The sequence below is a fragment of the Aequorivita iocasae genome (assembly GCF_016757735.1).
GTDB lineage: Bacteria > Bacteroidota > Bacteroidia > Flavobacteriales > Flavobacteriaceae > Aequorivita > Aequorivita iocasae.
Window position 1 is genome coordinate 3,048,685 of record NZ_CP068439.1, and the last position, 26,365, is coordinate 3,075,049.

Consider the following 26,365-nt stretch of genomic DNA (forward strand, 5'->3'; position numbering starts at 1 on the left):
GTTGATTTAAATGTTTGTACCAAAGGTATTCTAAGTGCCGTAATTTTTTTTACTAATTGTAATTAATCTTTAGTTAAATATTTGATAATTTTTTTAGGGGTTTACTAATAAACCATTCATACTATTAAATTTTTCACAATGTCAAAAATTACCGACCATAAAATGGTATTTTTAGATATTAACTTAAAAATTAAAAAAAATGATTAAATCGAAGTATCAAAGCGTTTTGGAACTAGGTGAAAAATTAAACATCCAAAATGGTGATGTAAAAGAGGAAAATGGCCAATTAAAAGTTTGGGGGACAGCAAAAAACCAATATGAAAAGAACCTTCTTTGGGATGAAATAAAACGTATTGGAGGCGAAAATCCTACCGATATCATGGCCGATATTAAAGTTGCCGATACTTCTGCCTTTGCCCACCATACTGTAAAAAGTGGAGAATCATTGAGTAAAATTGCAAAGCATTATTATGGCGATGCTAATAAATATAATGCTATTTACGAAGCCAACAAGGGAAAATTGAAATCTGCGGACCTAATCCACCCGGGTGATGAATTGGTTATTCCGAATATTTAATATTTAGGTTAAAAGAAAATAAAACCGCCACTTTTTCAGTAAATGGCGGTTTTTTTATTGTTTATATTTAAAGTCCGCTAATATAGCTTCCGTATAAATCTTTAAAATGCAAGCCATTCCCCAAACTGAATTTGCTCAGTTTTTTATTTTCGGCCAATGCCCAAAGAATTACTTCCTTTAGAAAATAACTATCCTCTTTTGAAGTCTCGGGCTGATACTTTTCAATCAATTGTTGCAACGGAATAATCCGGTCCAATTCATTTTTATATTCTTCATCAGTGTAGGAATCCAGCAGTTCAAAATCATTTTCTTCAAAAAACCATGCAACTACTTCTGCATACGGATCTGGGTCACCATCTTTTGTGAGTTTTTCTATCTTTGGAAATTTCTCTTTAAAAATAGTATTTACAGCATCAGCAATCAATTGTTGTGCAACCTGCGAAACACCTTCCTCCTCTCCTTCGTACACCAATTCAATCTTGCCGGTGATGGAAGGAATGATGCCCACAAAATCTCCCAAACGCACGCTGGTTTTTTCTTCTCCATTATGCAAAGTTCTCCTTTCAGCCGTACTTAAAAGGTTTTCAAAAGCAGTAATACTCAGTCTGGCGCTTACGCCACTTTTAGCATCAATAAAATCATTTTCACGCGCCTCAAAACTTATTTGCTCTAAAATATCCTTTGCCAAATCGGGTACGTAAACATTCGATTTTGAATTGATGGCATCTGCCGTTTCCTGTTCCGTTATTGTGCGTGCAGTTGCAATATCTTCGGGATAATGCGTCAAAATCTGTGAACCAATTCTATCTTTAAGCGGTGTGACAATACTTCCGCGGTTTGTATAATCCTCAGGGTTTGCAGTGAAAACGAACTGAATATCCAACGGCAAACGTACTGCAAAACCTCGAATTTGCACATCGCCCTCCTGCAAAATATTAAACAGCGCAACCTGGATACGCGGCTGTAAATCTGGCAATTCATTAATAACAAAAATGCAACGGGTACTTCGCGGAATCATTCCAAAATGAATCACGCGATCATCTGCATAGTTCAATTTTAAATTTGCAGCTTTTATGGGGTCCACATCGCCAATAATATCTGCTACCGTAACATCGGGCGTTGCCAATTTTTCTGAAAAGCGATCGTTCCGGTGCAACCAGCTGATGGACGTGTTATCCCCTTTTTCATGCACCAGGTTTTTGGCGTAACGCGAAATAGGGTTGAAAGGATCATCATTAATCTCGCTCCCTTCTACAATAGGAATATATTCATCCAAGAGCCCCACCATTTGTCGCGCCAATCGGGTTTTTGCTTGCCCGCGAAGCCCCAACAAATTTATGTTGTGTTTTGAAAGAATGGCGCGTTCCAGTTCTGGAATTACGGTAAGTTCATAGCCGTGAATTCCCACAAAAGGCGTTTCCTTCTTCATTATTTTTTGAAGTAGATTGCGGCGCAATTCTTCTTTGATTGATTTCGGTTCGTAACCCGATTTTTTAAGTTCACCGAAGGTTTTTATTTTTTTTATTTCCATAACTTTTATTTCTATATTTTTTAACCCCAGAGGGCACAAAGTTTTTTGCAAAGGTCGCAGAGGATATTTCCAATGAAACTCAATTGCTCGCGATAAATCGCAAACCTATTATTTAATCCGCTTTCTGCGGTTCGTTTCATAATCGCTAAAAATCATTTCACCCAAACCTTTAAGACCTGTGTAAAATGCCTTTCCTTGATTGGCTGCTGTAAAATGCTCCACAAACTGCATCAAATAGGGATCTTCGGCAATCATAAAAGTGGTGATTGGGATGTGAAGCTTCCGAGCTTGTGATGCCATTGCGTAACATTTGTTTACAATATAACTATCCAATCCGTTGCTATTTTTATAATATCTTCCATCGGGAAGCCTTACGCAACTAGGTTTTCCATCGGTTATCATAAAAATTTGTTTGTTGGTATTGCGTTTTCTTCGCAATAAATCCATTGCCAATTGAAGTCCCGCAACTGTATTTGTGTGATAGGGACCAACATTCAAATACGGCAAATCCTTAATTTTAATTGGCCAAGCATCATTTCCGAAGACTAAAATATCCAGCGTATCTTTTGGGTAACGGGTAGTAATAAATTCCGAAAGTGCCATTGCCACTTTTTTAGCTGGAGTTATGCGGTCTTCGCCGTAAAGAATCATGCTATGGCTGATGTCTATCATCAAAACCGTGCTCATTTGGGTTTTATACATGGTTTCCTCAACTACCAAATCGTTTTCAGATAGTGTGAAATCGCCCAAACCGTGATTTATCTGCGCATTTTTAAAACTTTCCGTCATGGAGATTTGTTCCAGCGAATCGCCAAAGCGATAATTGCGGAACTCGCCCGCCTGCTCATCTCCCCTGCCCGTTTGCTTGGTTCGGTGGTTCCCGGCACCACTTTTTCTGAGTTTTCCAAAGATTTGCTCCAAGGCTCTTTTGCGGAGGGCTCTTTCGGTTTTTTCGGTAATTGCCAAACCGTTTGAACCGTCAATCTTTATTTCTTCGCGAAGATATCCTTTCTTTTTAAGGTCTTCCACAAAATCATCCAGTGTATAATCTTCTGTTGTGAGGTTATATTCTTCGTCCAACTGTTTTAACCAGTCCATCGCTTCTTCAAAATCGCCCGAGGTATGGGTAATAAGTTCTTGAAAGACCTCAAAAAGTTTCTCAAAGGGAGATTGGTCTCTGGGTGTATGTTTAGTGAAGATAAATCCGCTCTTGGCTTCCATTTTATTCATAATTTAAAAGTAAAACAATCCTTGTTTAAAAAAAATGTAGAAACGTTAAACTACTACCAAAAAAAGGAATTTAGCTGTACAAAAGATTATTTGACCCTATTGTAACGCGTTAATTATGCTTTATTTAAATTTTAGTTAACAGATTTTTAATGCAAGTGTAGATGTTGAAGCCTTATATTTAAAAGAACAAAAAATAATCAACCTCTAAAAAATTAATATTATGGCAGAGATTAAAATTGAAAAGAAAAAACCCATTTGGCCCTGGATACTTGCAGCATTAGTAATACTTGCTGCTATCTATTTTATTTGGTCAAGTAACGATGACGATTACGAGACCGATGATGAAGTACTTGGCAATGATACTATTTCTCAAATAGATCAAAATACCTATGATACAACAGCAAATGATTCCACTACCCTATATACAGGCACATATGGTACAATGGTGAAAGAAAAAGCGCTATCAAATTATTTTACTTATATAGATAATGAAAAAATGGGCTTGGACCATGAGTATACCAATGGCGCCTTAATCCATTTAATTACTGCAACTGAGGCAGAAGCAAATAATTTGAATGTAGATATAAATGCCAATTTGGAAGAAGCACGTACTCATGCTTTTGAAATTACGAAAGATCCGATGTCGCTCAAGCATGCAGATAAAATTAGAGCTGCAGGCCTCGAAATTGTGACTGCTCTGAAAACAATTCAGGAAAAGGAATTCCCGAATCTTTCAGCCGAACTGGGTGAATTAAAAGTTGCTGCTGAGGATATTAATCCCGCAACTCCAACGCTTGAACAGAAAGAAGATGCCAAAGCCTTTTTCGAAAAAGCGGGACGCGTACTTCAAAAAATGAATGAATCTGAAAATAATCAATAAACTAAAAACTATGAAAAATCAAGAAAAACACTTATATAAACTCCACGAACTCTCGGACTACAAAGTAGTGAGCGATGACCCCGACATTCGCTCTTGGGAAGTTCGCGATATTGACAATCGGGTAATAGGCAAAGTTGATAATCTGTTGGTAAACAAAAACGCCAAAAGAGTGGTTTACCTTGACGTGGAAGTAGATGAAACCATTATTGATGAAAACCACGACCCCTATGCTAAGCCCAGTAATACCGAAACCCACGAATTCTTAAATGAAGAAGGTGAAAACCACATAATTGTCCCAATTGGAATGGTACGTCTGGATGAAGAAAACAAATTAGTACGTGCAAACGGTATAAACCACCGAACCTTTGCAGAAACAAAACGTTACCGAAAAGGCGATACGATAAATAGGGAGTATGAAATAATAGTCTTAGATTCCTATAATCGCAATAACGTATCTGCAGATGACAGAACGGAAAATGACGACGATTTCTATAATAGAGACGAATTTAACAGAGAGTGATATAACAAGTAATTCATCTTTATCAATCCGCAAACCCGAACGCCCAAGCTCACACCTTGGGCCTTCGGGTTTTTTGAAATGTTCACATTCGTAACTCCTTCAGTAAGTAAAAAACATAATGTTTTTAATGTGAAACTGAATATAAATTCTATAATAAAATTCAGTAGATTTGTGCTGAAAATCAACAAAATAACTTCCAAAACTCCACTTTATGAAAAATTTTAGTTTAATTTTTTCAGCACTCTTGCTCTTTGTTGCGTGTAAAGACACACAAAAGGATAACACCAACGAGGTTGCTGATATTAAAACCTATACTATAGAGCAATTTATGGGGAACGAAAATGCATTTGCAAATGGCTTTTCTCCGGACAATTCAAAAGTATTAATAACCAGCAACCGTTCCGGCATTTACAATATGTATAATGTTTCTGTAGAAGGCGGCGAATTTATGCCCATAACGCAGTCTGACAGCGCTTCAGTTTATGGTATTTCCTATTTTCCTAATGACGACAGGATTCTTTTCAGAATGGATGGCAATGGAGATGAAATTTTCAAAATTTTTCTGAAAGACAGCAACGGTATTAAAAGGTTAACACCGGAGAAAAATGTTAGAGCACTCTTTCAAGGCTGGGCTAAGGATGGCAATAGTTTTTATTACCAAAGCAACGAACGCAGCCCACAAATAATGGATGTTTATGAAATGGACATTGCGACCTTTAAACCAAAACTTCTTCTTAAAAATGATGACGCTATGGATTTTGGCGGAATTTCAGCAGATAAAAATTATATGTTGCTTTCAAAATCCATCAATACAAACGATAGTGACTTGTTTCTTTTAAATCTTAAAACGAATAAAAAAACTAAGATAAATGAAACATTGAGCAAGAATACACCTGAAGATTTTTCGCCCGATGGAAAATCATTTTACTACACAACCGATGTAGATGCTGAATTCAGCTATTTGATGAAATACAATATTGAAGACGGCAGCAAAGAAAAGGTTTTGGAGAAAGATTGGGATATCAATGCCTTCTATTTCACCCACAACGGAAAATATCAAGTTATGTTTACCAACGAAGATGCCAAAACAGAAATGTACGTAACCGAAGTGGCAACCGGAAAAGAATTGAATTTTCCTGAAATTGATGGACAGGCCATAAATGCCGCAAGTTTTTCGAGGGACGAAAAAATGGCTTTGTTGACCGTGGGAAGCTCCCAACTTCCCACAAATACGTATTCGTACAATATTGCATCTGGAGAATATCACAAGCTTACCGATGTTTTAAACAAAGAAATAAATCCGGATGATTTGGTGAAAGCAACTGTGGTTCGTTTTAAATCTTTTGACGGATTGGAAATTCCGGCAATCTACTATCAGCCAAAACAAGCAAGTTCCGCTAATAAAACTCCAGCGTTGGTTTGGGTCCACGGTGGTCCAGGGGGTCAATCAAGGCAAGGGTTTAGTTCGTTTATTCAATATCTTGTAAACCACGGATATGCAATCTTGGCGGTTAACAACCGTGGCAGTAGCGGTTACGGGAAAACTTTTTTTCAAATGGACGACCAAAACCACGGCGATAAGGATTTGAAAGATTGCATTGCCGGGAAAAATTGGTTGGCAAATCAAGAAATAATCGATAAAGACAAAATTGGTATTATTGGAGGCTCTTACGGAGGCTATATGACGATGGCGGCACTTACCTACGCTCCCGACGAATTTAAGGTTGGCGTAAATATTTTCGGGGTTACCAACTGGATCAGAACTTTAAACAGTATTCCACCCTGGTGGGAATCTTTTAAAGATGCGCTTTATTTAGAAATGGGCGATCCAAATACTGCAGATTCCGTTCGCTTAAAGCAAATTTCACCATTGTTCCATACCGAAAATGTAACAAAACCTTTAATGGTACTGCAAGGTGCGCAGGATCCACGGGTTCTTAAAATTGAATCGGATGAAATTGTGGAAGGAGTTAAAAAGAACGGCGTTCCAGTGGAGTATGTGGTTTTTGAAGATGAAGGCCACGGATTTGTAAAAAAGGAAAACGAGATTGAAGCCTACGGAAAGGTTTTGAAGTTTTTGAACCAATATTTAAAAGGAAAAGATCAAACTACTTTGGATACAGGCGCCACAGAAACTACCGAAGTGAAATAATAAAATTTAGACTATTCCAATCTTTTCGGAATGTGCAATAGCTTTTTCGCTGTTGGCAAAATAACAAGTAGCAACACCCATAGATTCTATATTGTTCAGAATTTTTTGGGTTTTTGCTTTTTTTCCTTTTGAAGTTTGCCGAATGTAAATAGCCTTTATATTTTGCGGAAATATCTTAACCACCCGTTCATAAAGGTATGGATCCTTCTGTGAGTCATCGCCCAGTAACACATATTCAAGTTTAGGGTAAAACATGACAATATCCTTTATCTTTTCAAATTTATGGTCGTGGCTGCCTCTTCCCGTAAAAAGAAAATCGGAGATTCCGGTTTTTATTTTTTTCAGTTTTATTACTGCCTTCGGCAATTTGTGAAGTCGCGCAAAGGAATCAATAAATTCGTATAGGTTCCACTCGCTGCTGGAAACGTAAAAAAACGAATTGGAAGCCCTTTCATTGTTTTGTCCTGCTTTACTCAAAGCTTGGTAATGCGGCACTACATCCTCAAAGACCTTACGTTTGTTGATGTTTTTAAGAAGAAGCACATAAAGTTTTTTAAAAAAAATTCCGCTGTGCGAAACCAAGAAAGTATCGTCAATGTCTGATATTACGCCGACCTTGCTTTCAAAGGGCTTCAACAATTCAGAATTTTCAACGATTCCGTAATCATACAGCTCGCAACATACCTGAAACGGGTGCCAACCACTCTCAAGTTTCTCGGAATATGGAATTGTAAACCGAAAATATCCATCAGCCAATGTTTTGGTAGTGACTTCTAAATTTTTAAACTTCAATTTTACCTCTACATTTTCCAAAGGTTTTATTCGGAACATATGAATCACGGACACCGCATGGCGAATTCCCTTTCGGTCCAATCTGTATTTGTCGGGTGCCCACGATTTAAAAACGTGGCCAAAAACAACCAATTCCTCATCATTTACATAGCCACGGTACAATTTTAAATCAAGCTTCACTTATTGAGATTTCGTTAACGGTTTAATATTTCCAAAATAGGTATTTTTAAATTCAATCTTTATTAATGAAATCAGAAAATTATATTTTATTGGTGGTTAACCCAATTGCGGGCGATAACGACAAATCTTCTATAATCACAGCAGTTGAATATGAGGTGTCCCAACGCGATTATAAGCTTAAAATCTATGAGACTACCGGAGATGATGATAAAAACACCATAGATTCCTTAATAGAGGAATACAATCCATCCCGAATTATAGTTGTGGGGGGTGATGGCACAATTTCATTGGTCGCGGAATGTGTTTATGAAAAGGAGATAATTCTAGGTATCATACCGGCCGGATCCGCAAATGGAATGGCGGTAAATTTCGGCATTCCTGAAACAATTAAAGAACAGATAGCCATAGCGCTTTCTGATTGGACATTAAAAGTAGATGTGCTTTTTATCAATGGGCGAATGTGCCTTCATATTGCAGATTTGGGCATCAATGCAGAATTGGTCAAAAACTATGAAAGTTCAGGAGTTCGGGGCAAATGGGGCTATTTTTTACAGTCCATCCCCACGCTTATAAATTCAGAATCGCCTTTCCATTTCACCATTGAAACTGCCGAGGGAATGGTTAATGAGTCAGGAGTTTTACTGGCTATTGCAAATGCCAATAAATTTGGCACCGGCGCTACCATAAACCCCAACGGAAAAATAAACGATGGCATATTTGAAATCTTGATTTTTAAACATCTTGATTTTATAGAAATTTTTAAAACAATAAACGACAAGCCTGATATGTCTTCAGATTTTGTTCAAGTAATATCAACAGAAAATGCTATAATTCGTTCCACTAAAAAAATTCCATTCCAAATAGATGGAGAATTTATTGGTGAAATTGATGAAGTTAAAGTTTCAGTGGCGCAAGAAAAATTATTAGTTGCGCTGCCTGAAAAGTTCTGTAAACACTATACATTCCAACATTAAATTATGAATATTCAAAAAGTATCATTTACCAATAAAGATGAAGAACAACTGGCAGGGCGTTTGGAACTTCCGTTAGACCAAAAGCCCCATAATTTTGTCATTTTTGCACACTGCTTTACGTGTACCAAAAATTTGAGCGCCGTTAAAAATATTGGTAGGGCACTTACAGATTCGGGTTTTGGCGTTTTAAGGTTTGACTTTACGGGGTTGGGAGAAAGCGAAGGCGATTTTGAAAACACAAACTTCTCCGGCAATGTGGAAGATTTAGTTGAAGCTGCAAATTTCCTAAAAAAAAATTACGAAGCTCCCACCCTTATTATTGGTCATTCCCTAGGGGGCGCAGCGGCAATCTTTGCTGCAAATAAAATTGATTCCATAAAAACTGTAGCGGTTATCAATTCTCCCAGCCATCCTTCACATGTAATGCATTTGCTGAGAGAAAGCAAACATGAAATAACAAAAAATGGAAAAGCAAAGGTAAATCTTGGGGGATTGGATTTCACCATAAAAAAACAGTTTCTGGACGATCTGAAAGATAAATCGCTTTTGAAAATTGTCAGCAAATTCAAAAAGGCATTACTTATTTTACATTCACCGCAGGATACCGTTGTTGGAATAAATAACGCCGAAGAAGTATATACATCCGCACACCACCCTAAAAGTTTTATATCGCTCGACGGTGTTGACCATCTATTGAGCAAAAAAGAAGATTCAAAATATGTGGGGCAAGTAATTGCAGGCTGGGCTTCCCGCTATTTAGAAATTCCAAGCATTAAGGAGGTTAAAAGTAAAAGTAAAGTTGCGGCAAGTTTAGATAAGGATGAAATGTTTACCACCCATTTAAAACTAGGTGACCATAATTTAATTGCAGATGAACCCACAAGTTTTGGGGGAAACAATTATGGCCCTTCCCCTTACGAATTTCTTTCCGCAGGGCTTGCCGCCTGCACTGTAATGACCATACAAATGTATGCCCGAAGGAAAAAATGGAATGTTGAAAACGTAACCTGTCATATCAACTATTCGAAGGATCATGCGGTAGATTGTGAGCATTGTGAAGATGACTCGGCCAAAATAGACACCTTCACCCGCGAAATAAAATTAGAAGGAAATCTTTCCGAAGAGCAAAAAACAAGACTGCTGCAAATTGCCGATAAATGTCCGGTTCATAAAACGTTACACACAAAAACCCAAGTTATTACATCTTTATATATTTCTTAAACCCACAATCGTATCAATCTATTTTGTAAACTTGTAGGGTATTTAAACTACAGTTTATGAAAATAAAAACACATTTAATTCTATTAATAATAGGAGGCGTAACAGTTTTACAAAGTTGCTGCTGGTATGGCGATTGCAACGAAGGAGATGATATACCCCCAATTTTTGTTGAATCTGATTACGAGCCTGTATTTATGGAACGGGCTGCTTTTGAAAGCAGTGTAGTACTCTCTCCAGCTAAACCAGTGGTAAATGCGGGAAAAATTTATGTTATCGATACATTTCTTTTTATCAATGAAAAGAATGAAGGATTTCACATTTTCAATAATGAAAACCCTTCAAGCCCATCCCCAATTTATTTTATAGAATCGCCCGGTGCAACAGATTTGGCCATAAGAGAAAATGTATTCTACATAAATCAGGCAACAGATCTTATAGCGGTGCAAGTTGATTTGGCAGCAGGAGGTCTTAATGTTTCTAAACGAATAAGAAACACCTTTCCTGAAATGCTTTCTCCAGATGGATTTTATCCCAATGATATTCCACAGAATAATGTAGTTATAAACTGGATACCAAAAACCGATACCCCATGAAAAAGATAGTAATTTTTATTATAACTGTAGCTTTCACCTTAGCCTGTAGCCAAGAGGGAGAAAATGTATCTCAAAATGAAACTATGGGCAACAACGATGGACAAGGTGGCTCTTTGGCGCGTTTTGCAATGCTAGGGGATTATCTGTACACCGTGGATGAATACGGATTGAATGTTTACAACATTGCAACTCCATCTGATCCTGTATTCGTTAATAACATTCCTATTAGTTTCAGAATTGAAACCCTTTTCAATTATAAGGAATTTCTCTACATAGGTTCACAAAATGGAATGTTTATATATAGCATTAGAAATCCAGAATTTCCAGAATATATGGCAGATGTACAGCATTTTACCTCTTGCGATCCTGTTGTGGCAAATGACACCACAGCTTTTGTTACGCTGTGGTCAGATTTAGGGTGTGGAACTACTGTAAACCAATTGGAGATTTATGATATAACCGATGTTGTAAACCCCACATTGTTAAGCGTTAGAAGCCTAACATTTCCAAAAGGTATGGGACTTTATGGAGATTATTTATTTGTTTGTGATGATGAAATAAAAGTCTTTGATATTTCAGACCCAGCAAATTCAGTTTTGGTCCATAATATAAACCGATTAGCTTTTGATGTAATTATACAACACAATTTATTAATTGCCATTGGCGAGAATGGAATCTATCAATATCAACTCAACCAAAATGATATTACCAATACTTCCCAACTGAGTGCTTTAAACTTTTAAAGTATTCTTAAATTATTGCTGTCGCTCAAAAACTATTGTACCTTTATTTTAAACTAGTAATAAACCAAAAAATAAATCATGAAAAAAATTAGATTATTTTGCAGTCTTTTAGCGGTTATGGCATTTATAAGCTGTAAAAACGAAAAAAAAGATATGGATTCCACCAATGGAATGAATGATTCTATATTAATGGAAAATGAAAACCAAGAAAACTTGGTACAGGAAGAAGCTAAAACAGTCTCTGTGTCCTTGGAATCTAAAAGTGGAAGTACAGCTGTAGGTGAAGCATATTTTAGTGAAACAAAAGGCATGGTTACCTTTGAGGCTAAATTTTCTGGACTACAACCTGGAACTCATGCCATTCATATTCACGAAAAAGCAGATTGCAGTGCCGCAGACGCCACTTCTGCAGGCGGTCACTGGAATCCCACACACACCAAGCACGGAAAATGGGGCGATGCAGCTGGATACCATAAAGGAGATATCGGAAATTTTGAGGTTACCGACGATGGAAGAGGCCGAATTTCGATGGAAACCAACGAATGGTGCATAGGCTGTGGCGATGAGAATAAAGATATTCTTGGCAAAGCTTTAATTGTACACGAAGGTAAAGATGATTTCACAACCCAACCTACTGGCGATGCCGGAGGTAGAGTAAGTTGTGGAGGAATTATTAAATAAAATTTTTGATCTTAATTTCATACAAAAAATGTCGGCAAAATGCCGACATTTTTTTTTATTTCAAGAATATGAGCGTTATTAAATATGCAATGCTCGGTCATCGGTTGCAGCAAGTGCGGCTTCTTTCACTGCTTCGGCATATGTGGGGTGCGCATGGCTCATTCTGGCAATATCTTCGGCACTGGCGCGGAATTCCATAGCCGTAACAGCTTCTGCAATTAAATCAGCAACACGAGCTCCTACCATGTGTACACCTAGAACCTCATCCGTTTTTTTATCGGAAAGAATCTTTACAAAACCGTCGGTATCGCCACTGGCACGGCTTCTTCCCAAAGCGCGCATCGGGAACTGACCGCTTTTATATTCAACATTCGCTTCTTTTAATTGCTCTTCGGTTTTCCCAACGGAAGCAACTTCCGGCCAAGTGTAAACCACCCCCGGGATTAAATTATAATCAATATGTGGCTTTTGTCCGGCAATAATTTCGGCAACTAAAACACCTTCTTCCGAAGCCTTGTGCGCAAGCATTGCCCCGCGAACCACATCACCAATGGCATAAATATTTTTAATATTTGTTTGTAAATGGTCGTTAACGTCAATCATTCCGCGTTCTGTGATTTTCACACCTGCGTTTTCAGCTTTCAACCCATCGGTATATGGTTTTCTTCCAACGGAAACCAAGCAATAATCGCCTTTAAAATTTACTTCTTTATCATTTTTATCGGTAGCAGTAACAGTTACTTCTTTTCCTTTTTTGGAAACTGCGGAAACTTTATGTGAAACAAAGAACTTCACGCCCTGCTTTTTCATTACCTTCATCAATTCCTTGCTTTGTGTGGAATCCATTGTGGGAATAATTCGGTCCATATATTCCACTACGGAGACTTCGGAGCCCAATCGGTGATAAACTTGTCCCAATTCCAAACCAATTACGCCACCTCCAATAACCACAAGGTGTTTCGGGATTTCTTTTAAACTCAAGGCTTCGGTAGAAGTGATAATCCGGTCTTTGTCCAATTTTATAAAAGGAAGCGTTGCAGGCTTGCTGCCGGTAGCAATAATGGTATTTTTGGCTTCAATGGTCTCCTTTTTCTTACCATTTGTTATTTCAATATTGGTAGCATCCCTAAAAGCACCCATCCCGGTAAAAACGTCAATTTTGTTTTTATCCATTAAAAACGCTATCCCTTTGGTGGTTTGGTCTACAACGGAAGCTTTGCGTTCAATCATTTTTTTGAAGTTCAGCTTTATTTCTCCTGGAATTTCAATTCCGTGTTCCTCAAAATGTTTCAAGGCATCTTCGTAATGATGTGAGGAGTCAAGTAATGCTTTGCTGGGAATACAACCCACATTCAGGCAGGTTCCCCCCAAAACATCATATTTTTCAATGATTGCGGTTTTCATTCCCAATTGTGCGCAGCGGATTGCTGCCACATAGCCCCCGGGGCCAGACCCAATTACTGCTACATCATATTTGCTCATAAAAGTTGAATTTTATATTGAAGTGCCAAAGGTACGATACTGTTTAAGAGTTTAAAAGTTTAAGTTATGTGAATTTGTAAAATTGTGAGTTGAATTTATACCCCCCCTATTCCCATATTCACAGATTTACAAGTTCACTTACACGCTTACTCCCAACTTGCATACTCACTTATCCACTTATTCACTTATTAACCATATAATAATTTCACCACTCCTATTAATTTTTGCATTTTTGCCAAATAACCAACAATTCCAAAAAAATGGCTTTTAAACCAGCAGACAAAATTCAAGATTTACAATACTTCGGTGAATTTGGAGGCGTTAATCCTTCCATCTCCGATTCTTCCACCTACACCTTTCTTTCGGCTAAAACAATGTTTGATACTTTTGAAGGGAATGCAGATGGGTGCTATTTATACTCGCGTCACTCCACCCCTTCCAATCTATATTTAGGACAGGCTCTTGCAGCCATGGAAGGCACCGAAACAGCAAATGTTGCAGCAAGCGGAATGGGTGCGATTACACCTGCTATTCTCCAACTTTGCAAAGCTGGTGACCATATTATTTCCAGCCGTACTATTTACGGTGGAACCTATGCTTTTCTCAAAAATTTTGCCCCTCGTTTAAATATTGAAACATCTTTTGTAGATATTACAAAACTAGACGAAGTTGAAGCAGCTATCACTGAAGACACAAAAATAATCTACTGCGAAACTGTGAGCAATCCGCTATTGGAAATTGCCGATATTGAAGCTCTTTCAAAAATTTCAAAAAAACACGGTCTCCAATTATTGGTTGACAACACTTTTTCACCTTTAAGCGTTTCACCCGCAAAATTGGGCGCTGATGTTGTTTTACACAGTTTAACCAAATTCATAAACGGAAGTAGCGATACCATGGGTGGCGTAACTTGCGGAACACAGGAGTTTATAGATAACCTTCGTAATGTGAACGATGGCGCCAATATGCTTCTCGGTCCCGCAATGGACAGTTTGCGTGCGGCTTCTATCTTGAAAAATTTGAGAACGCTTCACATACGTATAAAGCAACATAGTGAGAATGCCCTGTATTTAGCCGAAAAATTTGAGGCAGATGGTTTGAAAACCGTTTATCCGGGATTGAAGTCGCATCCGGGACACAAGCTCTTCAAAAAAATGATGAATGAGGAATATGGTTTTGGTGGCATGCTGACCGTTGATGTGGGCGGAATTGATAAAGCCAATAAATTAATGGAATTAATGCAGGAGCGTAATCTTGGATATTTGGCGGTAAGTTTAGGATTTTACAAAACCTTATTTAGTGCGCCGGGTTCTTCCACGTCTTCAGAAATTCCAGAGGACGAACAAAAGGCTATGGGGCTTAGTGATGGACTTATCCGTTTTTCAATTGGTCTTGACAATGATATTCAACGAACCTACCAAATGATGCGGGAATGTATGGTGGAGGTTGGTGTTCTTTAAAAAACAAATTCCTTATAAGCAAAAAACTCCTGATAGTATCAGGAGTTTTTCTTTTAAAGTCAATAATGAATTAATCAATACGCTCAATTATCATATTTGTCGTTCCCCCAAAAATCTTTATTTTGGGAATAGGTGTAATTTTTGTTCCGGAAGGCCCTGTTTTAGAAGCATTGATAAAATAGGTTTGATAAGCATCTAAATGAAGTAATCTTACGGTAGTAAATGAATGTATTTCAGTATCTAAAATTTCAGTTACCGTTGCGGTATTATTTATTCTATTATTATTTTTAGATAAATAAAACTCAATATTTTTAATCGCACTGTTCACACCCGTTACACGTTGATATGTAACAGTATAGGTGACTTTATAAGTCCCCGACACCTTTTGTCGTATTCCATTGCTAAGTAGTTCTACATTTGAACTTGACAAATCTGTGGTTTGCATATTTGGTAAACTTAAATTATCAGTATATTGGCTTAATTGTAGTGTTGTATTATTTGCTAAAAAAATCTCTCCATATTCTTTTGTACTACCAGTTGAACCACCGCCAGAGTTGTTACTGGTATTAACCAAATTCCAAGTACTGCCACCCCAAACAAAAAACCCCGAAGTCAACGTACTGTTGTTTGTAGTATTATAAATAAGTAAGCCTTCAGCAGGATTAGCAATAGTTGTATTATCATTTATCCCCGTAGGGCTACACGTGGAAAAAGAACACCCTTATTTGATGCAGAAATATCAAGGATACTTGAAGGATCAGGCGATGTGGTATTGATGCCAACCTGTGAAAAACTATAAAAGGAAAATAAGAAAAATGGGATGAAGTTGTAGGTAAATTTCATAATAAGATTTTGATTTGGTGGTGCAAACGTAATTTGCTTTTGCAGAATTGCAATGTCCCAAATATCAGTTTTCGATATAACCAATTATATACTCGTTGAAGTGCAGATTGTTAAGAGAATGAGGGGGTTGGTAGAAGAATTCACCTACAAAACACAAGGCTGTTTTCTTTTTTATGACGAAATAGTCATCGTTAATTTAAATTTTCTTTCAATCGTGGTGATGACATTTCAATGCGAAAATCGATGGATTTGCACAGGTCTTATAATTTAAAAAAAAACAAAGATGAAAAGAACCACATTTTTTTTTGCGCTTATTTTCATTGTATTTCAAATCCAAAAACTTAATGCACAAAATTTTGAATGGGCAAAACAATTGGGAGGCACTACAAATGACGAAGGCATAGCCATAACCGTGGATGCTTCAGGAAATGTTTTAACAACGGGTAGATTTACAAATACAGCAGATTTTGACCCGGGTAATGGTACATTCAATTTAACTTCCGTGGGTAGTAGGGATATTTTTATCTCAAAATTAAATGCTACAGGAGATTTTGTGTGGGCAAAACAAATAGGAGGAACTATTAATGAAATTGCAAATTCAATAGCCACAGATGTTTCTGGAAATATTTACATCGTGGGAAATTTTGAAGGTACTGCCGATTTTGATCCTAGCGCCACCTCCTTTAATCTTACCTCAGCCGGAAGTGACGACATCTTCATTCCAAAGTTGGAAGCGAACGGCAATTTTGTTTGGGCCAAACAGATAGGCAGTACGAATACTGATTTAGGATATAGCATCATAGCTGATCCTTCTGGAAATGTATATTTTACTGGCACCTTTGAGGGTACTGTAGATTTTGATCCGGGTGCAGGCATTTTTAATCTTTCTTCAGTAGCATTTAATGATGCCTTTATTTGCAAACTTGATTCCGCGGGCAATTTTATTTGGGCAAAACAATTTACGGGAACAAGTAGCGTAAATTCAAATGCGATTAATATAGACTCCTCGGGAAATATTTATGTAGCGGGAGATTTTTTTGAAACTGTTGATTTTGATCCAAATTCGGGTACTTTTAACCTTACTGCGGCAGGAAATTTCAATGATATTTTTGTCTCTAAATTGGATTCCTCCGGAAATCTGATTTGGGCAAAACAAATGGGCGGAAATGGTATAGATATAGCCCGCTCCATCTCAATTGACGCGTCTGGAAATGTGCTTACTACAGGTGATTTTCGTGCATTGGCAGATTTTGATCCTGGAGCTGGCAATTTTCCACTTACCCCAATTGGCTTACAGGATACCTTCATTTCCAAACTTGATGCCTCTGGCAACTTTGTTTGGGCAAAACAATTGGGAGGTACTGAATTGGTTATAGGCAATTCCATAACTACTGATGCCCAGGGAAAAGTATTTTCAACAGGATATTTTCAGGGAATGGCAGATTTCGACCCTGGTACCGGGATGTATAATTTTACTTCACTTGGTATTGGGGATGCATTTATTTCCTGTTTGGATGCCAGTGGCGAATTTGTTTGGGCCGTTCAACTTGGCGGTATGGATATTTCAGAAGGAAAATCCATATATGCAGATGCTACCGGAAAGATTTATTCCACAGGATATTTTGGAGAAACAATTGATTTTGATCCCAGCAGCAATACATTCGATCTCACCTCCGCCGGTGCCGATGATGCCTTTGTTTATAAAATAAGTCAAGAACCTTTGGGATTGGATGAATATATAAATAATGACTTTTTGATGATTCCAAATCCCACTTCGGGACAAATAGCTATTTATTTAAAAAACAATTCTGAAACAATTAACCTAGAAATACGTAATATATTGGGACAAGTGCAATTTCGTAAAACCTATAACCATACATCTAAAATAGATTTATCAATTGAAGGCCAACCTGGCATTTACTTTTTGGAAATCCAAAATGAAAATAACAAAATCGTTAAGAAGCTTGTAAAAAAGTAATTTTAGCTAACTAATAAGCTTCATAATTTCTTTAACAAATAGTAACATACCCCATTTATGTTGGAGTCCGAATGTTCCGAACTTGTTCCAGGATATCGATGCCATCATAGCTATTATTAAATAATTATTACTACTACAAAACAGTGGTTTTAATAGTTAGTAAAACATTACCTTCTCGATTATAACCAAGGCATATTCCTGCTGCCTTGAAATTTTCCCAATCAATCCACTCCACATAAAATTTGCACAGCTTTTTACAAAATCGTAACATTACATTCCATTTTAAAATTTCCCTATGCAAAGTCAAGACATTAAGCCTACCGACCCAAAAGACGATCAGATAGTTGAAAACGTTGAACTGAATATTTGGGAAGCGTTAATTCCTGTTTTTGCACTTATCGGAATGCTTTTTTACAATGTGTTTTATGCCTATGGAGATGATGCCTTAAGCGGAAGCAACCAATTTATTCTTTTGATGGGTGGTGCCGTTGCGGCTATCGTGGGTTTCTTCAACAAAGTGAAATTTGACCAAATGCTTGAAGAAGTTGCTATAAACGTAAAATCTACCGCGGGTGCAATTTTAATTTTATTGATGGTTGGGGCTTTGGCAGGAACTTGGCTTATTAGCGGCATTATTCCCACAATGATTTATTACGGTCTTCAAATTCTAAATCCAACAATATTCCTGGCCTCTTGTGTAATTATTTGCGCCATTATCTCCGTGGCTACCGGAAGTAGTTGGACTACTTCAGCCACTGTGGGTATTGCACTTGTTGGCATCGCAAATGCATTGGACATTTCAATAGGAATGACCGCAGGTGCCATTCTTTCGGGAGCCTATTTTGGCGATAAAATTTCTCCCTTGAGCGATACAACAAACCTAGCTCCAGCCATGGCGGGTACAGATTTGTTTACTCATATTAGGTATATGCTTTACACAACGGTTCCCACCCTGGCGGTTACCTTAATCGTATTTGTAATTATTGGATTGAATATAGACACTTCCGGCACAGCAGATACCCATTTAATTCTTGCTGCTGTGAAAGACTCCATAAACGTGAGTCCGTGGTTGTTTATAGTTCCATTGGTTGTTATATTTTTAATTGTAAAAAAGACTGCTCCTTTAATCGCTTTGCTTATAGGAACACTTTTAGGTGCGGTTGCAGCCTTAATATTTCAACCGGATATTGTAGCTTCCATTGGTGGAGGTACTTCGCTGACTTTTGAAAATGGTTATAAGGGTATTATGAACGCAATTACCGTGGATAGTTCCATTCCTACAGATAATGAAGCATTAAAAGATCTTTTTTCCGCAGGCGGAATGGCCGGCATGCTAAATACTATTTGGTTGATTCTTTGCGCTATGGTATTTGGTGGCATTATGGATGCCATTGGTGCGCTTGCTGCAATAAGTAAGGCCTTATTAAAATTGTTCCACACCACTTTTGGGCTCTTTGCCAGCACTGTGGCCAGCTGTTTGGCATTAAATCTTACTGCCAGTGATCAATACCTTGCAATCGTGGTTCCCGGTAAAATGTATGCAAAAGCCTTTAAGGATAAAGGTTTAGCTCCAGAAAACCTCTCAAGAACTCTGGAAGATTCCGGAACGGTAACTTCTGTTTTGGTACCTTGGAATACTTGTGGCGCATACCACAGTGGGGTGCTGGGCGTAGATACACTTCACTATGCGGGCTATGCTATTTTTAACTGGCTAAGTCCATTTATGACTTTGCTTTTTGCGGCCTTCAGGATCAAAATCAGAGAGTTAGCTACCTCCCCAAAAACAGCTTAATTTTACATAGTTTTTACTTATAGTTAAAAAAATAACTTATCGTAAAAATCTATCGGTTTATAGATTAATACATTCGCTTCAATTCCTTTATCCGTAAGGAGTTTCTATCTTTGCACTAGAAAATTTTAACCCAAAAAAATAAATAAAATTATGTCATTAGTAGGAAAAAAATTCCCAAACATTTCAGTAGATGCAATGAACGAAATGGGGGATACTTTTAAACTCAATGTGCTTGAAGAAGCGAAAAAAAACAACAAAAAAGTATTGCTTTTTTGGTATCCGAAAGATTTTACATTCGTTTGCCCAACCGAAATCCATTCCTTTCAGGAAGCGCTTTCAAAATTTGAAGACCGCAATACTATGGTTATCGGTGCTTCTTGCGATACGCCCGAAGTTCACTTTGCTTGGCTCAACACCCCAAAGAATAACGGTGGTATTGAAGGTGTTACCTATCCATTATTGGCAGATACGAATCGAAACCTATCCAATGCACTTGGAATTCTTGACATCACCAACGAGCGTTACGATGAGGAAACCGGATTGCTAATGGTAGATGGCGATAACGTAACCTACCGTGCAACATACCTAATTGACGAAGAAGGAAAAATATTCCACGAAAGTGTAAACGATATGCCTTTGGGAAGAAACGTAAACGAATTCATTAGATTGATTGATGCCTATACCCACGTACAGCAAAAAGGCGAAGTTTGCCCAGCAAACTGGGAAGAAGGCAAGGATGCAATGAAAGCCACACGCGAGGCTGTAGCTACTTATTTAAGAAACTAGAGTATGGTACTGGAATTAAAAGACGATAGCCTACAACAACTGGTAGCTGAGGAAAAGGACGTAATTGTTCAGTTTTCGGCAGGTTGGTGCGGCAATTGCAGATTGATGAAGCCAAAATTTAAGAAATTGGCTTCAGAAACTGAGGATTACAAATTTGTTTTGGTTGATGCCGAAAAATTTCCAGAAAGTAGAAAAATGGCAAATGTTGATAATCTGCCCACTTTTGCATCTTTCAAAAATGGCGAATTGGTAAATCAAGTCCAGACCAATAAATTTGAACTTTTAAAAGATCTTGTAAATGAAGTTGCCAGTAATTAGACATATTCAGCGAAACAATTCCACAATACAGATTGAGAACTGTATAGAAGTCTTGGAATCGTACAGCGAATACAACCGGATAACTGAAGAAGAGATGGATATCATTGGCGAACTTATCACCAACCTTTGCGGGGCGGTGGAAGTGCAGAAAATGATTGATGACGGTATGCCCGAACACGATGCAGCAAATGCATTTGCACAAAAAGTTTTGGGTTCCATAGACCGATAGGAGATTAATATCATTATAAAACCCCTTTACATATTTGTAAAGGGGTTTTCTTGTTAGATAAATTCTTTAAGAAGTTGTTTGCATTTTAAGCAAAACTGAATACGTATCTTTAGGCTTCACTTTAAAAACTATAAAATGGCAACCATAAAATTAGGCGGAAATAATGTTGAAACGGCAGGCAACCTTCCAAAAGTAGGCGATACGGCCCCAGATTTCAATTTGACAGCTCAAGATTTAAGTTCGAAAAAATTATCAGATTACAAAGGTTCACGCGTAGTAATGAATATTTTTCCGAGTATTGATACAAATGTTTGTGCAACCTCTGTGCGCAAATTCAATGAAAAAGCTACGGGATTGAAAAATACCAAAGTGCTCTGTATTTCAAAAGACCTTCCTTTTGCGCAAAAGCGTTTTGTGAGCGACGAGGAAATTAACAACGTTACCAATTTATCAGATTATCGCGATGGTAACTTCGGAAAAAACTATGGAGTGGAAATGACTAACGGAGCACTTCAGGGCTTGCATTCACGAGCCGTTGTGGTTTTGGATGAAAACGGAAAAGTAATCCACAGCCAGCAAGTACCGGACATTGGCGAGGAGCCCGATTATCTTTCGGCACTAAAACCACTTTTATAATGTGGAATTCATTTTTGGGAAAGCGCCTAAAAGGATGCGGCTACGCATTCAAGGGCGCTTTGCTATTGTTACGCCACGAGGCGAGCATCCAAGTGCAGGCAGTAATTGGTATCATCATGACCGTTGCAGGATTTTATTTTGAAATTTCCGCTACGGAATGGATACTTCAAGTTTTTGCAATCGGTTTGGTAATGAGCATTGAGGGCCTTAATACCGCAGCCGAGGAAATTGCCGATTTTGTGCACCCAGACTTTCACAACAAAATTGGTTTTATAAAAGATGTAGCAGCAGGGGCCGTATTCTTTGCCGCAATTACCGCCGTTATCATTGGTTGCATCATTTATATTCCGAAATTTTAAATCAACAATGAAATTTACAAAAGGTTGATATACAAATAATTATATATTTTTTATATCTTTAAGGTCAACCAACCAATTTCATTATGAAGCAATTAGCCACAATTTTGTGTCTACTGCTGTTTTCAATTCAGCTTTCTGCACAACCCGAAGTCCCTTCCCCAATTATTTTTATTTACGATGCAAGTGGCTCCATGTGGGGCCAAATGCAAGGCAAGACCAAGATGGAAATAGCCACTGAGGTTCTTACAACTACGGTGAATAAGCTTCCCGCAAACCAAAACGTGGGCCTTGATCGGAAAAAGGGAGATTGCAAAGACGTGGAAACCCTAGTTTCCATGGAAAATAATTCAAAAAGTGAAATAAATTCTGCCTTAAAAAACATAAAACCCTTGGGAATGACTCCCTTGGCATACGCTGCTTCACAAGTAATTGACGGACTTCGAAAATCAAAGAAAAAAGCGACCATCATTTTAATTACGGATGGTATTGAGTCCTGCAACGGCAATATCTGCGAGATAGTAACAGCTGCCAAAAAAGAAGGGATTGATTTTAGATTGCACATTGTGGGCTTCGGCTTAAAAGCAAATGAAACGGAACAGCTCAAATGCGCTGCCAATGCGGGTGACGGTAAATATTATGACGCGGCAGATGCAAGTGGACTGGACGATGTCTTAACCGAAGCCACGGCAGAAACCGTTGATAAGCCAAAAGGAAATGTTTCGGTGTTTGCCGTTAAAAATGGCGTAGCAATAGATGCTTGGGTAAAAGCGTACGATGTTGTTGCAAAACGCGCTCCCATAAGCGTTCGAACATATAAGGATACTGCCTATTTCTACTTACCTCCCAGCAAATACAATTTTGAGGTTACTCCACTTGAAGGTAGCGATGTAAAAATGGTTACCGTAGAAGGGATACAAAGTTTTGAAGATAAAATAATACATAAAACCATCAGCTTTGACGGTGGAAAAATTGGTGTCACCACCACAAATAACGGGAAAAACTGGGACTGTATGGTCAAGGTTTTGGATGCAAACGGAAAAACCGTAGCCTCTCTCCGAACTTATAACGAACCTAAGGAAGTAGAAGTAAATCCAGGAGTTTACAAAGTTTCCATACAGGCATTGGGTGATATGAAAGGGCTGGAAACTTATACTGAAATTGAAAACGTAAAAGTTGAAGCAAGTGGAATTAGACCAGTATCGCACAATTTCACCACAGGCACCGCTTTTATTGATGCTAAAGCGGATGGAAACTCCATAGATAGTGTAGTTACAATTGATGAAAGCCCTTCGGGCAAAAATGTTGCAGGAGGCAGGACCTATAGCCGTGGCAAACAATTTTTATTGAATCCCGGAACCTATAAAGTAAAAGTAGCACCCCTTGGAAATTATAAAGATCGCAAAACACAAACTATAACCATTGAAGTAAAAAAAGGGGAATCTATTACCAAAACCTTAAACTTTTAAGGATGCAAAAACTTCTGAAACCTTCCTGTATTGGCTTTTATATCCTAATGCTTTTGGTGTGTTTCTTTATTGGGCTTTATTTTGCGGGCGCGATTGATGCTGGTAAAAACCAAGGACTAGCCGGTGGCGCTATCGTCGTGGGCTATGGAGTACTTTTTGCAGGAGTGGGGTTTATTGCCTCATTTTTTATAGCCTATTATGTTACTACAAAATTACTTGTTAAAATAAACGTCTTTCTATTAATCCTTTTGCTGGCCGCTGTAGGCTATAAATATTTTGAGTTTCAGCATCGGGATAAACTTAAAAAGGAAGAAAGCGAAAAATTTGACCCTCCCTCCACTACTCCAACTTCGCAAACAGATGTATAATTTTAGGAACTAGATTTTTATTGCGGCACCTACTCTTTGTCACAATTTTTTAAGAGAAGTATTTTAATTCTCTATTTATACTTTTAAGTGTTTGCCACGTTAAGAGTATTGAACCTTTTCGCTTGAAATTTAAATTTTGAATTTGTTTTTTGTAATTTCAAATTTTCCTCATTGATATTTGTATTTTTGCTGAAAAGACAACCGTTCCATTAATGGCCAAAAAGAAAAACTCAACAACTAAAACACCTCGCAAAAAAATAAGCTTTTCGCTGTCCAAACAACAGAAAATACTTTTAGGTAGCTTTTTGTTTTTGTTGGGATTGGCACTGATGTTTTCTTTTGTTTCCTATTTTTTTACTTGGCAGGCAGACCAAAGCGAAATTGGTGTTTTGGCAGAACGCGAATTGCAAACCAAAAATTGGCTCAACAAGTTTGGAGCCAACGTGGCCCACTTCTTTATTTATGACGGTTTCGGGATTTCAGCCTTTATTTTTGCCTTTTTGGTAACCTTAACGGGAATTTATTATTTTTTCGACTATGCCAAAAAACAGTTGGCTAAGTTTTGGTTCTGGGGTTTGCTTTTAATGCTTTGGATTTCAGTTTTCTTTGGTTTTTTTGGAGAAAAAACAACACTTTTCAGCGGTATCATCGGTTTTGAAACCAACGACCTCATGCAGGATTATTTAGGTTTGGTTGGCGCTATGCTGGTAATGATATTTATATTGATTGTCTATTTGGTAGTTCGATTAAAGCTTACGCCCGAAATGGCAATCGATGCTTTTAAAAGCTCCAAAAAACAAATTGCTTCAGAGTTTGTTTCCGATGAAAATAAAACTGACCACAAAACCTCAACAGTAAACAGTGAAATTGAAGATGAAGACGAAGATGATATTCCAGAACCTTTTATTGAAGAAAAGGTAAGCCCTCCACCTCCCCGGCCGGTTGAAAAAATTATCCTGAAATCTGACGTGGAAGGCGACGTGGAAATGGAAGTGGAACAGGCAGCCGACGAAGAGGAAATAGAAAACCTAAGCGATAAACTTGTAAAAGATTTTGGGGAATTTGACCCAAAACTGGAACTGAGCAATTACAAATTTCCAAGTATCGAGCTCCTGCGCGACCATACCGTGGGCGCTGCCATAACCATCGATCAAGAGGAGCTTGAGGAAAACAAAAACCGAATTGTTGAAACGCTCAGCAATTATAAAATAGGCATCGCAAACATAAAAGCAACCGTTGGGCCCACCGTCACACTTTACGAAATTGTACCCGATGCAGGTATCCGTATTTCAAAAATCAAAAATCTTGAAGACGATATTGCCTTATCACTTTCAGCATTGGGCATTCGTATTATTGCCCCAATTCCCGGCCGTGGAACTATTGGAATCGAGGTGCCGAACAAAAATGCCAAAATCGTTTCCATGCGTTCGGTGATTGCTTCTGCAAAATTTCAAAATGCCGAAATGGAACTTCCCATCGCTTTTGGAAAAACAATTAGCAATGAAACCTTCGTGGTAGATTTGGCTAAAATGCCGCACATGTTAATGGCAGGGGCAACCGGACAAGGAAAATCAGTCGGTTTGAACGCAGTACTCACCTCTTTGCTTTATAAAAAACACCCTGCGGAAGTGAAATTCGTTTTGGTAGATCCAAAGAAGGTGGAACTGACGCTTTTCAACAAAATTGAACGTCATTATTTAGCAAAATTGCCCGACACCGAAGAAGCAATTATTACTGATACAGCAAAGGTTATCAATACGTTGAACTCCCTTTGTATTGAAATGGACACGCGTTACGATTTGCTTAAGGATGCCATGGTCCGTAACATTAAGGAATACAATACCAAATTTAAAAACCGAAAATTGAACCCCAACGAAGGGCATCGATTTTTGCCGTACATCGTTTTGGTGATAGATGAATTTGCCGATTTAATTATGACCGCAGGCAAAGAAGTGGAAACACCCATAGCACGTTTAGCGCAATTGGCAAGGGCGATCGGAATCCATTTGATTATTGCTACCCAGAGACCTTCGGTAAATGTAATTACGGGTATTATAAAAGCCAACTTCCCTGCGCGTATTGCATTTAGGGTAACCAGTAAAATTGATTCCCGGACCATTTTGGACAATTCGGGTGCCGATCAGCTAATAGGCCGTGGTGACATGCTTTACACGCAGGGCAACGAATTGACGCGTATTCAGTGCGCATTTGTTGATACGCCCGAAGTAGCAGATATTACGGAATTTATCGGTTCACAAAAAGCATATCCCGATGCGCATTTACTGCCAGAATACGTAGGTGAAGAAGGTGGCACAACTCTTGATATTGACATAGAGGAACGCGACAAACTCTTCCGTGAAGCCGCAGAAGTATTGGTGATTGCACAGCAAGGTTCCGCATCTTTGTTACAGCGAAAATTGAAACTGGGATACAATCGGGCTGGAAGAATCATCGACCAAATGGAAGCGGCAGGCATTGTGGGCCCCTTTGAGGGCAGCAAGGCACGGCAAGTTTTAGTTCCAACAATTGATGCGTTAAACCAACTTTTAGATAACGAACAAAATGACAATTAAA

The 26,365-nt window shown here is 38.1% G+C and carries 26 protein-coding genes; 20 read left to right on the forward strand and 6 right to left on the reverse strand.

The annotated features are described in order from the left end of the window. The first annotated feature begins 199 nt into the window (after positions 1 to 199). Positions 200 to 577 carry a LysM peptidoglycan-binding domain-containing protein gene (locus tag JK629_RS13990; RefSeq protein ID WP_202336220.1) on the forward strand — a complete coding sequence of 126 codons (378 nt, stop codon included), beginning with the start codon at positions 200 to 202 and terminating at the stop codon, positions 575 to 577. A gap of 67 nt (positions 578 to 644) precedes the next feature. On the opposite strand, the gene JK629_RS13995 is transcribed toward JK629_RS13990, so the two are convergent. Together JK629_RS13995 and JK629_RS14000 are read right to left on the reverse strand one after the other, a co-directional pair. Then, on the reverse strand, positions 645 to 2,108 hold the full coding sequence (locus tag JK629_RS13995) for a magnesium chelatase (RefSeq protein ID WP_202336221.1): 1,464 nt from the start codon (positions 2,106 to 2,108) through the stop codon (positions 645 to 647). Positions 2,109 to 2,216: 108 nt separating this feature from the next. Beyond that, positions 2,217 to 3,338 carry a vWA domain-containing protein gene (locus tag JK629_RS14000; RefSeq protein ID WP_202336222.1) on the reverse strand — a complete coding sequence of 374 codons (1,122 nt, stop codon included), beginning with the start codon at positions 3,336 to 3,338 and terminating at the stop codon, positions 2,217 to 2,219. Between the two features lie 220 nt (positions 3,339 to 3,558). On the opposite strand from JK629_RS14000, the gene JK629_RS14005 reads away from it, so the two are divergent. From JK629_RS14005 to JK629_RS14015, 3 genes are all read left to right on the forward strand, one after another. Next, entirely contained in the window at positions 3,559 to 4,218 is a 660-nt protein-coding gene (locus JK629_RS14005; protein WP_202338080.1) for a hypothetical protein, read from the forward strand. 10 nt (positions 4,219 to 4,228) lie between these two features. Continuing rightward, positions 4,229 to 4,738 carry a PRC-barrel domain-containing protein gene (locus tag JK629_RS14010; RefSeq protein ID WP_202336223.1) on the forward strand — a complete coding sequence of 170 codons (510 nt, stop codon included), beginning with the start codon at positions 4,229 to 4,231 and terminating at the stop codon, positions 4,736 to 4,738. A gap of 211 nt (positions 4,739 to 4,949) precedes the next feature. Further along, positions 4,950 to 6,890 (forward strand): S9 family peptidase, encoded by a 1,941-nt coding sequence (locus tag JK629_RS14015; RefSeq protein ID WP_202336224.1) that lies wholly within the window; start codon positions 4,950 to 4,952, stop codon positions 6,888 to 6,890. Between the two features lie 6 nt (positions 6,891 to 6,896). Here JK629_RS14015 and JK629_RS14020 read toward each other — a convergent pair whose 3' ends face one another. Further along, positions 6,897 to 7,862, reverse strand: coding sequence for an App1 family protein (locus JK629_RS14020; RefSeq protein WP_202336225.1), 966 nt, complete (start codon positions 7,860 to 7,862; stop codon positions 6,897 to 6,899). 65 nt (positions 7,863 to 7,927) lie between these two features. Here JK629_RS14020 and JK629_RS14025 point away from each other — a divergent pair, with 65 nt between their 5' ends. The 5 genes from JK629_RS14025 to JK629_RS14045 all read left to right on the forward strand — a co-directional run bounded on the left by JK629_RS14025 (position 7,928) and on the right by JK629_RS14045 (position 12,074). Further along, positions 7,928 to 8,836 (forward strand): diacylglycerol/lipid kinase family protein, encoded by a 909-nt coding sequence (locus JK629_RS14025; RefSeq protein WP_202336226.1) that lies wholly within the window; start codon positions 7,928 to 7,930, stop codon positions 8,834 to 8,836. 3 nt (positions 8,837 to 8,839) lie between these two features. Then, positions 8,840 to 10,057 carry a bifunctional alpha/beta hydrolase/OsmC family protein gene (locus JK629_RS14030; RefSeq protein ID WP_202336227.1) on the forward strand — a complete coding sequence of 406 codons (1,218 nt, stop codon included), beginning with the start codon at positions 8,840 to 8,842 and terminating at the stop codon, positions 10,055 to 10,057. A 56-nt stretch (positions 10,058 to 10,113) separates the two neighbouring features. Beyond that, the gene (locus JK629_RS14035; protein ID WP_202336228.1) at positions 10,114 to 10,650 is read left to right on the forward strand and encodes a hypothetical protein; all 537 of its coding nucleotides are present in this window, start codon (positions 10,114 to 10,116) and stop codon (positions 10,648 to 10,650) included. Continuing rightward, the gene (locus JK629_RS14040; RefSeq protein ID WP_202336229.1) at positions 10,647 to 11,393 is read left to right on the forward strand and encodes an LVIVD repeat-containing protein; all 747 of its coding nucleotides are present in this window, start codon (positions 10,647 to 10,649) and stop codon (positions 11,391 to 11,393) included. Before JK629_RS14035 ends, JK629_RS14040 begins: the two co-directional genes overlap by 4 nt. A 78-nt stretch (positions 11,394 to 11,471) precedes the next feature. Beyond that, complete coding sequence (locus JK629_RS14045) at positions 11,472 to 12,074, forward strand: superoxide dismutase family protein (protein ID WP_202336230.1); 603 nt, start codon at positions 11,472 to 11,474, stop codon at positions 12,072 to 12,074. Positions 12,075 to 12,152: 78 nt separating this feature from the next. Here JK629_RS14045 and lpdA read toward each other — a convergent pair whose 3' ends face one another. Continuing rightward, positions 12,153 to 13,556 (reverse strand): dihydrolipoyl dehydrogenase, encoded by a 1,404-nt coding sequence (gene lpdA / locus JK629_RS14050; RefSeq protein ID WP_202336231.1) that lies wholly within the window; start codon positions 13,554 to 13,556, stop codon positions 12,153 to 12,155. Between the two features lie 260 nt (positions 13,557 to 13,816). Here lpdA and JK629_RS14055 point away from each other — a divergent pair, with 260 nt between their 5' ends. Next, on the forward strand, positions 13,817 to 15,016 hold the full coding sequence (locus JK629_RS14055) for an aminotransferase class I/II-fold pyridoxal phosphate-dependent enzyme (protein ID WP_202336232.1): 1,200 nt from the start codon (positions 13,817 to 13,819) through the stop codon (positions 15,014 to 15,016). A gap of 70 nt (positions 15,017 to 15,086) precedes the next feature. Here JK629_RS14055 and JK629_RS14060 read toward each other — a convergent pair whose 3' ends face one another. After that, positions 15,087 to 15,632 (reverse strand): hypothetical protein, encoded by a 546-nt coding sequence (locus tag JK629_RS14060; RefSeq protein WP_202336233.1) that lies wholly within the window; start codon positions 15,630 to 15,632, stop codon positions 15,087 to 15,089. 68 nt (positions 15,633 to 15,700) lie between these two features. Further along, entirely contained in the window at positions 15,701 to 15,859 is a 159-nt protein-coding gene (locus JK629_RS14065; RefSeq protein ID WP_202336234.1) for a hypothetical protein, read from the reverse strand. Between the two features lie 283 nt (positions 15,860 to 16,142). Here JK629_RS14065 and JK629_RS14070 point away from each other — a divergent pair, with 283 nt between their 5' ends. The 10 genes from JK629_RS14070 to JK629_RS14115 all read left to right on the forward strand — a co-directional run bounded on the left by JK629_RS14070 (position 16,143) and on the right by JK629_RS14115 (position 26,364). After that, positions 16,143 to 17,837 carry an SBBP repeat-containing protein gene (locus JK629_RS14070; RefSeq protein ID WP_202336235.1) on the forward strand — a complete coding sequence of 565 codons (1,695 nt, stop codon included), beginning with the start codon at positions 16,143 to 16,145 and terminating at the stop codon, positions 17,835 to 17,837. A 295-nt stretch (positions 17,838 to 18,132) separates the two neighbouring features. Beyond that, positions 18,133 to 19,629 (forward strand): Na+/H+ antiporter NhaC, encoded by a 1,497-nt coding sequence (gene nhaC, locus JK629_RS14075; protein WP_202336236.1) that lies wholly within the window; start codon positions 18,133 to 18,135, stop codon positions 19,627 to 19,629. Positions 19,630 to 19,779: 150 nt separating this feature from the next. Then, complete coding sequence (locus JK629_RS14080) at positions 19,780 to 20,415, forward strand: peroxiredoxin (RefSeq protein WP_202336237.1); 636 nt, start codon at positions 19,780 to 19,782, stop codon at positions 20,413 to 20,415. A gap of 3 nt (positions 20,416 to 20,418) precedes the next feature. Beyond that, a complete protein-coding gene (locus JK629_RS14085; protein WP_202336238.1) occupies positions 20,419 to 20,733 on the forward strand; it encodes a thioredoxin family protein in 315 nt (104 codons plus the stop codon). Further along, a complete protein-coding gene (locus JK629_RS14090) occupies positions 20,714 to 20,962 on the forward strand; it encodes a DUF6952 family protein (RefSeq protein WP_202336239.1) in 249 nt (82 codons plus the stop codon). The genes JK629_RS14085 and JK629_RS14090 overlap by 20 nt, the downstream gene beginning before the upstream one ends. A 135-nt stretch (positions 20,963 to 21,097) precedes the next feature. After that, the gene (gene tpx, locus JK629_RS14095; RefSeq protein ID WP_202336240.1) at positions 21,098 to 21,598 is read left to right on the forward strand and encodes a thiol peroxidase; all 501 of its coding nucleotides are present in this window, start codon (positions 21,098 to 21,100) and stop codon (positions 21,596 to 21,598) included. After that, complete coding sequence (locus JK629_RS14100) at positions 21,598 to 21,957, forward strand: diacylglycerol kinase (protein ID WP_202336241.1); 360 nt, start codon at positions 21,598 to 21,600, stop codon at positions 21,955 to 21,957. Before tpx ends, JK629_RS14100 begins: the two co-directional genes overlap by 1 nt. A gap of 83 nt (positions 21,958 to 22,040) precedes the next feature. Continuing rightward, positions 22,041 to 23,423, forward strand: coding sequence for a vWA domain-containing protein (locus JK629_RS14105; protein WP_202336242.1), 1,383 nt, complete (start codon positions 22,041 to 22,043; stop codon positions 23,421 to 23,423). A gap of 2 nt (positions 23,424 to 23,425) precedes the next feature. Continuing rightward, on the forward strand, positions 23,426 to 23,791 hold the full coding sequence (locus JK629_RS14110; RefSeq protein WP_202336243.1) for a DUF6077 domain-containing protein: 366 nt from the start codon (positions 23,426 to 23,428) through the stop codon (positions 23,789 to 23,791). Between the two features lie 212 nt (positions 23,792 to 24,003). Then, positions 24,004 to 26,364, forward strand: coding sequence for an FtsK/SpoIIIE family DNA translocase (locus tag JK629_RS14115; RefSeq protein ID WP_202336244.1), 2,361 nt, complete (start codon positions 24,004 to 24,006; stop codon positions 26,362 to 26,364). The last annotated feature ends 1 nt before the right edge of the window (position 26,365 follow it).